This is a genomic window from Actinokineospora sp. (genome assembly GCF_050699995.1).
Taxonomy (GTDB): Bacteria; Actinomycetota; Actinomycetes; order Mycobacteriales; family Pseudonocardiaceae; genus Actinokineospora.
In genome coordinates this window covers 1-11184 of record NZ_JBOHGC010000581.1, presented here as the reverse complement: position 1 = coordinate 11184, position 11184 = coordinate 1, and the positions used below count along the sequence as shown (strand labels likewise).

Annotated in this window: 8 protein-coding genes and 1 pseudogene; 3 read left to right on the top strand and 6 right to left on the bottom strand. The window is 70.2% G+C overall.

Annotated elements, in window-relative coordinates; all coding sequences use genetic code 11:
- The 3 genes and pseudogenes from ACRDSQ_RS28170 to ACRDSQ_RS28160 form a co-directional block, all read left to right on the top strand.
- Window positions 1-2935, top strand: a 2935-nt coding sequence (locus ACRDSQ_RS28170) for a WD40 repeat domain-containing protein (protein WP_431425194.1), incomplete at its 5' end; no start/stop codon positions are given.
- Window positions 2936-2994: 59 nt separating this feature from the next.
- Window positions 2995-3576: pseudogene (locus ACRDSQ_RS28165) on the top strand (MaoC family dehydratase); the annotation flags it as partial.
- 117 nt (window positions 3577-3693) lie between these two features.
- Window positions 3694-5271, top strand: coding sequence for a hypothetical protein (locus tag ACRDSQ_RS28160; RefSeq protein WP_431425193.1), 1578 nt, complete (start codon window positions 3694-3696; stop codon window positions 5269-5271).
- A 3-nt stretch (window positions 5272-5274) separates the two neighbouring features.
- Here ACRDSQ_RS28160 and ACRDSQ_RS28155 read toward each other — a convergent pair whose 3' ends face one another.
- From ACRDSQ_RS28155 to ACRDSQ_RS28130, 6 genes are all read right to left on the bottom strand, one after another.
- Window positions 5275-6444: a lipid-transfer protein gene (locus ACRDSQ_RS28155; protein WP_431425191.1), complete on the bottom strand. Its 1170-nt coding sequence runs from the start codon at window positions 6442-6444 to the stop codon at window positions 5275-5277.
- Entirely contained in the window at window positions 6441-6827 is a 387-nt protein-coding gene (locus ACRDSQ_RS28150; protein ID WP_431425198.1) for a MaoC family dehydratase, read from the bottom strand. Before ACRDSQ_RS28150 ends, ACRDSQ_RS28155 begins: the two co-directional genes overlap by 4 nt.
- Window positions 6824-7729 (bottom strand): bifunctional MaoC family dehydratase N-terminal/OB-fold nucleic acid binding domain-containing protein, encoded by a 906-nt coding sequence (locus tag ACRDSQ_RS28145; RefSeq protein ID WP_431425190.1) that lies wholly within the window; start codon window positions 7727-7729, stop codon window positions 6824-6826. Before ACRDSQ_RS28145 ends, ACRDSQ_RS28150 begins: the two co-directional genes overlap by 4 nt.
- Window positions 7726-8892, bottom strand: coding sequence for an acyl-CoA dehydrogenase family protein (locus ACRDSQ_RS28140; protein WP_431425196.1), 1167 nt, complete (start codon window positions 8890-8892; stop codon window positions 7726-7728). Before ACRDSQ_RS28140 ends, ACRDSQ_RS28145 begins: the two co-directional genes overlap by 4 nt.
- Window positions 8893-8894: 2 nt before the next feature.
- The gene (locus ACRDSQ_RS28135) at window positions 8895-9956 is read right to left on the bottom strand and encodes an acyl-CoA dehydrogenase family protein (protein WP_431425188.1); all 1062 of its coding nucleotides are present in this window, start codon (window positions 9954-9956) and stop codon (window positions 8895-8897) included.
- Between the two features lie 102 nt (window positions 9957-10058).
- Window positions 10059-11184, bottom strand: a 1126-nt coding sequence (locus ACRDSQ_RS28130) for an acyl-CoA dehydrogenase family protein (RefSeq protein WP_431425186.1), incomplete at its 5' end; no start/stop codon positions are given.

Sequence of the window (11184 nt, the reverse complement as noted above, 5' to 3'; positions counted from 1 at the left end):
GGCGCACTCGCTGCGGGAAGGGCAGGTCGCGTTGGGCCCGATGAGCCCGACGGAGCTGCGGGCCGCCATCGTGCGCCCGGCCCGCGCGGTGGGTCTGAGCTGGGAACCGGGGCTGGTGGAGTTGCTGCTGCGCGACCTCGGGGTGCAGCCCGGCCACGCGGGCGCCTACGCCCCGGGCGCGCTGCCGCTGCTCGCGCACGCGCTGCTCACGACCTGGCAGAACCGGGAGGGCCGGAGGCTCACTGTCGCCGGCTACCACCGCACGGGCGGGTTGCACGCCGCGGTCGCCACGACCGCGGAACGCGTCTACGCCCAGTTCGACACCGCGGGCCGCGACACCGCGCGGCGCCTGCTGCTGCGCCTGGTCCAGGTGGACCGCGACACCGGGCAGACGCGACGCCGGGTCTCGCTCGACCACCTGGGCCGCCATCTCCCGGGCACGGACCTGGGCGTGGTCGTGTCCGCGTTCGTCCGGGCCCGACTGCTGACCGCGGACACCGGTGGCGTGGAGATCACGCACGAGGCGATGCTCACCGCGTGGCCCCGGCTGCGCGACTGGATCGAGGCCGACCGCGCGGGCCTCTACGCCCACCAGCGGCTCACCGAGGCCGCCGAGACGTGGGACGAGCAGGGCCGCGACCGGGGCGCCCTGTACCAAGGAGCCGCCCTGGCCGTGGCCTCGGCCTGGGCAACCGACCACGGCGAGGACGTGACGTCGGTCGAGCGGGCGTTCCTCGAGGCGAGCACCCGGGAGCGGCGGCGGGGGGTGCGAAGGCTTCGCAGGCTTGTCGCGGTGCTGAGCACGCTGGTGGTGTTGGCGGTCATCGCGACCGGGGCCGCTTTCTGGCAGAGCGGGCAAGCCACCCGCCACCGCGACATCGCCATTTCCCAGCGCGTAGCGGAATACGCGGGCGAGCTGCGTGAATCCGATCCCGCGCTGGCGGCTCAGCTGGCGGTCGCAGCCTACCGCAGGGCCGACACCGTGGAGGCCCGTGGCGCGGTGCTCAGCTCAGCCCCTCCGCTGGTCGGCCGGTACCGCACCGGCGGTGGATGGGTCCGGGCCGTCGCCACCAGCCCCGACAGCGCCTTGGCGGCTGTCGCGGCTGACGACGGCGACGTCCAGCTCTGGGATCTCACGCGGCCAGGGCGATTCGAGCCGCTCGCCCAGGTCCCGGCGTCCGGCCGCGTGCGGTGCCTGCTGTTTCGCCCAGGGACGTCCCGTGAGGTGTTGGTGGTCGACGCGGCGGGCGCGCGACTCTGGGATGTCACCGCTCACCCCCGGGCCGTGGCCTTCGTGCCAGGTCGGGACATGCGTGATGCCTCCTTCACCGCCGACGGGCACTTGCTCGCCACCACCACCGGGGCAAGTCCGTCCGTGCGTGTGTGGGCGGTCGCCGACCCGGCTGAGCCTGTTCTCACCATCTCGGTGTCGGACTACCGGGAAGGCATGGGCACGGCGGTCTCCATAAGCCCTGACGGTCGCACCCTGCTCACCGGCGGCGGCGACGGCCGCTACCTCCTGTGGGACACCGCCACCAGCACGCGGCTGGCCATCCTCGACGGGTTCCTCGACGACATACGCGCCGCCGTGTTCAGCCCGGACGGGCGCCATGTCGCCCTCTCCGACACCAGCAACGACACCTGGTCGCACGAACTCGACCACAACCGGGCGCCCGGTCCGCCGCTGCGTCTGCCCAAGGACGACTCGACCTGGGACCTCGCGTTCGCCCCGGACTCGGCCATCCTGGCCACCGGCGGCAACGACCAACTCGTCCGTCTCTGGGATCCACGCACGGGCACCGAACTGACCCGGTTCCCACACCCGCACCGGGTCCTCAGCGTCGCCTTCACACCCGACGGATCGGCCATCGTCGCGGGCGGCATGAACGGCGTGTTCTACGTGTGGCACGACCCGCGGTCCACCCTCACCACGATGAGCGACCGCGTGCACGGCCTGGTCCTCAGTGAGGACCGGCGGCTCGCGGTGACCGCGGGCACCGAAAGCGCACAGCTCTGGGACATCAGCGACCCGGCCCACAAACGCCTGCTCGGTGAGACCCCACCGCTGCCCAATCCGCCCGACCGGCTGCTGTCCGCTCCCGCGATCAGCCGCGACGGGCGGCTGCTCGCCACGATCGGCCTCGGCTACGAGGTCGTCCTCTGGGACATCACCGAGCCGCGAACCCCGACGCTGCTCTCGCGCAGCCCCCTGCGGAACGCGAACACCGTCACGTTCGCCCCCGACAGCCGGACCATGGTCACCGGCGACAACGGCGGCCGCGTCATCGTCTGGGACATCTGGCAACCCCGCGCCCCGAGAACCATCGCCACCCGCGAGGACAACTTCGACGACATCAACGCCATCGACTTCACCGACGACGGCAAGACCATGGCCACAGCCGACACCAACGGCGGCGTACGCCTGTGGGACATGACCGACTTGTCGGCGCCACGGCAGACAGCTCACCACTCCGACCACTCCGAAGCGGTCACCGGAGTGCGGTTCACCCGCGACGGGAGAGCACTCGTCAGCACCAGCTACGACTGGACGATCCGAATCTGGGACCTCACCGATCCCGACAGGCAGCGCGCCATACTGACCGGTCACTCCGCGGCCGTGTCCTCACCCGACATCAGCCCCGACGGGCGCACCCTGCTCACCACCGGCCGCGACCGCACCGCCCGGCTCTGGGACATCACCGACCCACGTGCCCCGCACCCCATCGCCGGCTTCAGCGGCCGTGACACCGGCGAAGCCGCGTTCACCGCCGACGGACGCAGTGTGGTCTCCGTCGGCGCCCATACCCTCCGGCTGTGGAACACCGATCCAACCCGGACGATCGGTCGCGTCTGCGCCGAAACCGCAACACCGATGACTCCGGCGGAATGGTCCCGGTATTTCAACGACCTGCCCTACAGCCCGCCCTGCGGCTGAGCGGGCTGTGACCGGCTCCGGTCAGCGTGAAAGGACGAGCCCGCTGGTGGGAACCCGGGCACGGGCCGATCCCGGTGGAGGGCAAGGCGCGGATCGACTCGCGGATCGCCGACGTGTGGGACAAGGGCAAGGCGGCGGTGATCGTCCAGGAGGCCACCGCGACCAGCCCGGACGGTGTGCTGCTGTGGACGACTCGGTCCAGCATCTTCGCTCGGGGTGAGGGTGGGTTCGGCGGCGAACGCGGACCCGCCTCCGTCGCGTTCGAGCCTTCTCGGGAACCGGACTTGGTGATCGACACGCCTACCCTTCCGCAGCAGGCATTGCTGTACCGGTTGTGCGGGGACCGCAATCCCCTGCACGCGAGCCCCGAGTTCGCCGCCGCGGCCGGGTTTCCCTCGCCGATCCTGCATGGCCTGTGCACCTACGGGATTGTCGCGAAGGCGCTGACCGACGCCTGCCTGGACGGGGATCCGTGGCTGGTGAAGTCGTTCGACGCCCGTTTCGCCGGAGTGGTCTACCCCGGCGAGTCGCTGCGGACTTCCGCGTGGGTGGACGGCGACACGATCCACGCTGTGACGACGGTTCCGGCCCGCGACACGGAGGTCTTGACCGGGATCACACTGACCCGCACCAGCGGGTGAACTCGCAAGTCCGAACGGGTGAGTCTCAGATGGACGCCTCACACGGTCGACAACTTCGGCGACAGAGTCAGAAGGCCCGCGGATTCGCGGGCCAAGGGCGCTGGAGGTGTGACCAGGATGGCGGAGGAGATCAGGGTCGAGATCGAACCGGCTGGTTTCGACCGAGAGATGACCGACCGGCTGCGGGACGAGGTGACGCGGCATCCCAGGATGCGCGAACTGCTCGACGGGACCGAGTTCCGCCTGCTGAACCTGCAGCCCCTCGATGACGAGCGGGGCAAGGACGGTGAGGACAGCGCAGAGGGCGACTACCGGCGGTTCCGGGCCACGGTCTACGACTACACCAACGACCGCGCGATCGAGGCTGTCGGCCACCTGGACCGGCCCGAGGAACTCGACGTCGCCGACTATGCCCGCCAGCCGCTGCCCAGCTCCGAAGAGTTCGACCTGGCGGTACGGCTGCTGGGCGAGGACCGGCAGTGGCGCGACGGCCTGGGCGAGGCGGTCATCGCGATGCCGCACGTCCCGCCGGTGATCGAGGTCGAGCAACCGGACGGGCGGATGCGGCGCACCATCGGCGTCGTGCTGGCCCCGCGCGAGCGTGGCGGCCCGTTCCGGGTCGCGTCGGTGGACATCCACCGCCGGGAGATCCGCGAGGTCGCGCCGCGCGGCGACACCGACGGGCAGTGCGGGTTCACCCCTGGTGGGCAGCCCACGGTCACCAACACGCCGGGCCAGGCATGGGTGACGGTGTGGCAGGGCGGGACCAGGCTGTGGCGGATGCTCGTCAAGCGGCCCGCGGGCTCCTCGGGCACCAACGGCTCGGGCATCGAGCTGCGCTACGTGGACTACCGGGACAAGCGTGTCCTGTGGCAGGCCCATGTGCCGCTGCTCAACGTCCGCTACGACCGGGACGCGTGTGGGCCGTATCTGGACTGGCAGAACGAGGAGTCACCGTTCGAGGCGCACGGGTCCGACCCGGTGCCCGGCTTCCGGCTCTGCACCAGCCCGGCCAAGTCGATCCTCGAGTCCGGCAGCGACACGGGCAACTTCACCGGGGTCGCGGTGTACGTCGACGGCCCGGAAGTCGTGTTGCTCAGCGAGATGCAGGCAGGCTGGTACCGCTACATCAGTTCGTGGCGCTTCCATGTGGACGGCACCATCAAGCCCCGCTTCGGCTTCTCCGCGGTGACTTTCCCGTGTGTGTGCAACCGCCACCACCACCATTGCTACTGGCGGCTGGACTTCGACATCCGGACACCGGGCAACAACGTGGTCGCCGAGTACAACGACCCGCCGCTGGCGCCAGGCTGGGACAACTGGCACGACAAGAGCTACGAGATCCAGCGAGCGCGCGACTACGGGCGCTCCCGCAGGTGGCGGGTGACCGACGCCCGGTCGGGCGCGGCCTACGAAATCGTGCCAGGACACGACGACGGGGTCGCGACGGCGATGCCCGACTGGCCGTTCCCGCAGGGCGACCTGTGGATCGTCCGGTACAAGCCGTCCGCCGAGATCGACAACGGTGTGCCCGCCACCGGCCCACCGTACGAGGCGAACATCGGGAACTTCGTCAACGGGGAGAACATCCACGGCAAGGACGTCGTGCTCTGGTACGGCGCCCACTTCACCCACGATGTCGCCGCGCACGCCGGGCATGTCGTGGGGCCGGACCTGGTTCCGGTGAACTGGTAGCGCTCACTCGGAGAGAACCAGCGCGCTGGTCGGGACCCCGGTTCCGGCCGTGACGAGCACGTTGCGCACGGCGGCGACCTGGTTCGCCGCCGTGCCCCGGACCTGGCGAACTCCCTCGGCGATCCCGTTCATCCCGTGGATGTACGCCTCACCCAGCTGCCCGCCGTGCGGGTTGAGCGGCAGCCTCCCATCCAGTTCCAGCGTTCCGTCCGCGATGAAGTCCTTTGCCTCGCCGGGCTTGCAGAAGCCGAGCTCCTCCAGCTGTACCAGCACAAACGGGGTGAAGTGGTCATAGAGCACCGCCACCGACATGTCCTCCGGTGACAGCCCCGACTGGCCCCACAGCTGCCTCCCCACCAGGCCCATCTCAGGCAGACCGGTGATCTCCGGCCGGTAGTAGCTGTTCATCACGTACTGATCCACCCCACTCCCCTGCGCGGCGGCCCGCACGACCGCGGGCCGGTGCGGCAGGTCACGGGCCCGCTCGACACTGGTGACGACCAGAGCGACCCCGCCGTCGCTTTCCTGGCAGCAGTCCAGCAATCGCAGCGGCTCGGCGATCCACCGGGACGCCTGGTGGTCCTCAAGGGTGATCGGCCTGCCATGAAACCATGCGTGCGGGTTTGTGGCCGCGTGTTTGCGGTCGATGACCGCGATCCGGCCGAAGTCCTCGCTGGTGGCGCCGTACTCGTGCATGTACCGGCGGGCGAACATCGCGACCGTGGCCGCCGGGGTGCCCAGGCCCATCGGGTAGTGCCAGCCGTTGTCCACGCCAGTCGACGTCGGCTGCTGCGCGGCGGCGGCCTGGACCCGGCCGAAGCGCCGGCCCGACCGCTCGTTGAAAGCCCGGTAGCACACGACAACCGACGCCACCCCGGTCGCGACGGCCATCGCGGCCTGCTGGACCGTCGCGCACGCGGCGCCGCCGCCGTAGTTGATTCGGCTGAAGAACGACAGTTCCGGGATTCCGACCTCGCGGGCGACGGCGATCTCGGAGTTGGCGTCCATGGTGAACGTGACCAGACCATCCACATCGGACGGAGACAGGCCCGCGTCCGCGATGGCGGAGCGCACGCACTCCGCGGCGAGGCGGAGTTCGGTGCGGCCGGAGGCCTTGGAGAACTCCGTGGCGCCGATGCCGACGATGGCGGCCGCGCCGGACAGCGCGCTCATGGCAGCTCCACCCGGACCGTCCCGGTGACGTGGTCGCCGATGCTGTTGCGCCCCACCACGTTCACCACCACCAGGTTCCCCTCACGCGAGCTGACGTGGCCGTTGAAGGTGAGCGTCTCGTAGGCGTAGCAAGGCACTCCGAGCCGGATCGCGATACCCCGGACCAGGGCGTTCGGTCCCGCCCAGTCGGTCACGAACCGCTGCACCAGCCCGGTGTCGGTGAGGATGTTGAGAAAGATGTCTTTCGACCCGCGCTCGACGGCGGCGTCGCGGTCGTGGTGGACGTCCTGGTAGTCGCGGGTGGCGATGGCGGTGCTGACCACGAACGTCGGGGTCACCTCGATGACCAGCTCAGGCAGGGTGTCCCCGACGGCGACCGTCATGACCGCAACCGCCACACCGGCAGCGTGAGATCGCTGTCGACCCGCTGGAAGTCCACCCGCACCGGCAAGCCGACCCGCACCTCCGCCGGGTCCACGTCGATAAGTTCCGCCAACAACCGCACTCCTTCGGCCAGTTCCACCAGGGCCACCACGAACGGCAGCCGCTTGCCCGGCATCGGCGGGTGGTGGTGCACTACAAAGCTGTAGACCTCGCCCACACCCTCCGCCATGACATGCGTCAGCTCCGTCGACCCGCAGCCAGGGCACATCGGGCCCGGCGGGTGCCGAACCTCGTCGCAGGCCAGGCATTTCTGGATCCGCAGCTCGCGTTCCCGCAGGCCCGCCCAGAAGAACTCCGTGTCCAGGCTGACCACCGGACGCAGCACCTCGCCGACCGGCTCCTCGGCGGGCGGGCGGAACTTGAGCACCCGGAACAGCATTTCCGCCACCGGCTCATCACCCACATACCAAGTGCTGACCGTCGTGACGAACCAGCCCTCGCCCAGTGCCGTCCGCTTCGGCCCCACCACCTCGGTCAGCCGCGCGCCGACCGTGACCTCTTCGCCCGGACGCAGGTAGCGGTGGTAGGTCTGCTCGCAGTTCGTGGCGACGACCGAGGTGAGGCCCGCCTCATCGAGGACGGACACCATGGCGCCCAGGGGATCGTCCGCCGGGCGGGTGCCACGCAGACCGAACATCGTCCACACCTGGGCCATCGCGGGCGGTGCGACGAGTCCACCGTGGACTGACTCGGCGGCGGCCACCGGGTCGGTGTAGATCGGGTTGCGGTCACCGAGCGCCTCGACCCAGTGTCGGACCACCGGCACGTTCACCGGGTCCGGCGCGGCCCGCCGCGACGACTCACCACGCGCGATGACCTGGTCGGCCACGGCCCGGATCATCGGGGCACCCGAGGCAGCTTCAGTCCGACGGTGGCGATCAGCTCGCGCTGGATCTCGTTCACACCGCCGCCGAAGGTCAACACCAGGTTGCGCTTGGCCTGCGCGTCGAGCCACCGCACCAGGTCCGCGGTGTCGGGGTCGGCGGGATCACCGTGTCTGCCGACGATCTCCTCCAGCATCCGACACGCGCGTTGGGTGCGTTCGGAGGCGAACACCTTCGTCGCCGAGGCGTCGGCCACGTCGACCGGCCCGTCGACGGCGGCGACCTGCCAGTTGAGAAGCTCGTTGACCCGCACCCATGCCGACACCTGGGCGAGCGTCGTGCGGACGTCGTCGAACGACAGGATGGGCGCCCCGTCCGGGCCCTTGGTCGAGCCCGCCCACTCACGCACGCGGTCGCACAGCCCGGCGAGTCTGCCCGCCGGTCCGAGCATGACCCGTTCGTGGTTCAGCTGGGTCGTGATCAGCCGCCAGCCCTCGTTCTCCTTGCCCACCAACATGTCCGCGGGCACCCGCACGTCGCTGTAGTACGTCGCGTTGACGTGGTGCGCGCCATCGCAGGTGATGATCGGCGTCCAGCTGAACCCGGGATCGGCGGTGTCGAGGATGAGGATCGAGATTCCCTTGTGCCGCAGGGCATCCGGGTCCGTGCGCACGGCGAGCCAGATGAAGTCGGCGTCGTGCGCGCCAGTCGTGAAGATCTTCTGTCCGTTGACCACATAGGACTCGCCATCGCGGACCGCGGTCGTGCGCAGCGAAGCCAGGTCGGTGCCCGCCTCCGGCTCCGTGTAGCCGATGGCGAAATGCACCTCGCCCGCGAGGATCGCCGGGAGGAAGCGTTCTTTCTGTTCCCGCGTACCGAATCGCTGCAGCGTCGGCCCCACGGTCTGCAGCGTGACGTAGGGCAGGGGAATGTCCGCCCGCGCCGCTTCGTTGACGAAGATCTGCTGCTCGACACCGCCGAATCCGCGTCCGCCGAACTCTTCGGGCCAGCCGACGCCGAGCCACCCGTCGCGACCCATCCGGCGAACGACGTCGCGGTAGACGGCGCCGTGCCGCTCGGTCAGCATCAGGTCGCGTTCGGCTTGGGTGAGCAGACCCGCGAAGTAGACCCGCAGTTCGTCACGCAACGCGCGCTGGGTGTCGGTCAGGTCGAGGAGCATGGTCACCCTCCCACCGCGGCCAGACGGCCGAGCCGGTGGCAGGCGCCGCCGACGAAGCGGGCAAGGTCTTTGCCCGCCGAGTAGTACCGGTGCAGCGGGTAAGTCGCGTCGACGCCGAGCCCGCCGTGCAGGTGATGACAGACCTGCAGCGCGGCGGGCAGTTCCTCCGCCAGCCAGTAGGCGGCGACGTCAAGGTCGTAGCCCGCGTCGCGACCGGAGTCGAGCCGCCAGCACGCCGACCGCGTGGCCAGGTGCAGGGTCCGCGCGCAGGTGTAGACATCGGCGATCTGCTGCGCCACGGCTTGAAAGGTGGCCAGCGGCTTGCCGAACTGCTCACGCGTGCGCACGTGCTCGGTGGTCAGGTCCAACGCCCCCGCCGCGATCCCGTCGGCGACCGCGCAGGCCCCCGCCAGCGCGAACCGGTTCAGCTCACGGGCGGCTTGACCACTCGGGTCGCGACCGAGCAGCTCACCGGCCGAGACGGCGACATCCGTCAAGTCCACTGTGTACTCCGGCGTCCCGGATGAACTCGCCGTCGGCGTCACCCGAACCCCAGCGGCGTCGGGCGCGATGAGCAACACACCCACCACACCGCCGCCGCGAATCGTGGCCGGAACAAGGATCCGCGACGCCTCAGCCGCATAGGGCACACCGACTTTGGTGCCGGACACCAGGAACCGGTCACCGTCCCGCCGCGCGACGGTGGCGGGAACCGCGGGCAGCGACACCGAGGGTTCCCTGGTCGCGGCGGTGAGCAACGCGTCGCCGGTCGCGACCGCGCACAGGTGCGCGTCCTGCTGGGCATGGGTGCCGAGACGGGCCAGCGGCAACACGCCAAGGGCCAGGGTCGCCAACGCGGGCAGCGCCGCCGCGCGACGACCCACCTCGGTCAGCACCAGCGAGGTCTCCAGAACACCAAGCCCATCCCCACCGAGCCGCACCGGCATGGCCAGCCCGACCAGCCCGGCACGGACCAAGTCCGACCAGCGGACCCCGTCACGCGCCAACACTTCCGCGGCGAGCGCGACCACAGCCGACCGCGTTTCATCGAGTCCGAAGTCCACACCGCCTCCGAAATTGGAACCTGTTCTAGTTTTAGCCCACAACCCGCCCCATGGCAAGCCCCTGACCCCGCACAACCCCCACCCAAACAGGCACCAAGACCGCTATCGCGGCAACCCCAACACCCGCTCCCCGGCAACACTGAGCAGTATCTGCTCAGTCCCCCCAGCGATCGTCAAACACCGCGACAACAGAAACTCATGCAGAACGGGCGAGAACACCGCCCCACCCACCCCAAGCAACTCCACAGCAGCCTCGGCCACAGCCTGCCGATGCCGCACCCCGATCAACTTCCGCACCCCCGACTCCGACCCAGGCCCCTGCCCCTCCAGCGTCCGCAACGTAGCCCGAAGGTCCACAAGCGACACCGCGGTCCCATCGGCGACCAACCCGCCAAGCCGGTCGAGCACCACCGGATCCGTCACAGAACCCAGCGCGGACACCAACTTCTCCACCGACTCACCCACCGCCGACGAGCCGCCCATCGCCACCCGCTCATCGGCCAGCGTCGAACGAGCGAGAGCCCAACCACCGTCGACCGCCCCCACCACACAGCCGTCAGGCACGAACACGCCATCGAGGAACACCTCGTTGAACATCGACTCCCCGGTGATCTCCCGCAGCGGCCGCAGCGTGATCCCTGGGGTGGTCATGTCGACCAGGAAGTACGTGATCCCTTTGTGTTTGGGCACGTCCGGGTTCGTCCGAGCCAGACAGATCCCCCAGTCCGCGTCCCGCGCCCGCGACGTCCACACCTTCTGCCCACTCAGCGACCACCCGCCGTCGACCTTCGTCGCCCGCGTCCGCAGCGCGGCCAGGTCCGAGCCCGCTTCGGGCTCGCTGAACAGCTGGCACCACGCGAGTTCGCCGCGCAAGGTCGGCCCCGCGAAGCGTTCCCGCTGCTCTTCGGTGCCGTGCCGCAGGATGGTCGGCACCGCCCAGGCCCCGATCACCAGGTCCGGCCTGCGCACCCCGGCCGCGTCCAGTTCCGCGTCGATCACCAGCTGCGTGCGGGCCGACGCGCCGAGGCCGTACGGCTTGGGCCAGTGCGGGACGAGGTAGCCGGTGTCGACGAGGGCGGCCCGCCGCTCCTCGACGGGCAGCGCCGCGATCCGGCGAACCTGGTCACGAACGTCCTCGTCGACACCCACGTCGATCCCAAGCCGCCGCCGCGCGCCGCCGACGACCAGCGTGGCCGCTCGCTGCCGCCACCGCGCGGAACCGCCGAGC

Excerpts from the sequence above, each read along its gene's own strand:
- ACRDSQ_RS28160 (WP_431425193.1), top strand. The coding sequence starts at position 3,694 with ATGGCGGAGGAGATCAGGGTCGAGATCGAACCGGCTGGTTTCGACCGA.
- ACRDSQ_RS28155 (WP_431425191.1), bottom strand. The coding sequence starts at position 6,444 with ATGAGCGCGCTGTCCGGCGCGGCCGCCATCGTCGGCATCGGCGCCACG.
- ACRDSQ_RS28150 (WP_431425198.1), bottom strand. The coding sequence starts at position 6,827 with ATGACGGTCGCCGTCGGGGACACCCTGCCTGAGCTGGTCATCGAGGTG.
- ACRDSQ_RS28145 (WP_431425190.1), bottom strand. The coding sequence starts at position 7,729 with ATGATCCGGGCCGTGGCCGACCAGGTCATCGCGCGTGGTGAGTCGTCG.
- ACRDSQ_RS28140 (WP_431425196.1), bottom strand. The coding sequence starts at position 8,892 with ATGCTCCTCGACCTGACCGACACCCAGCGCGCGTTGCGTGACGAACTG.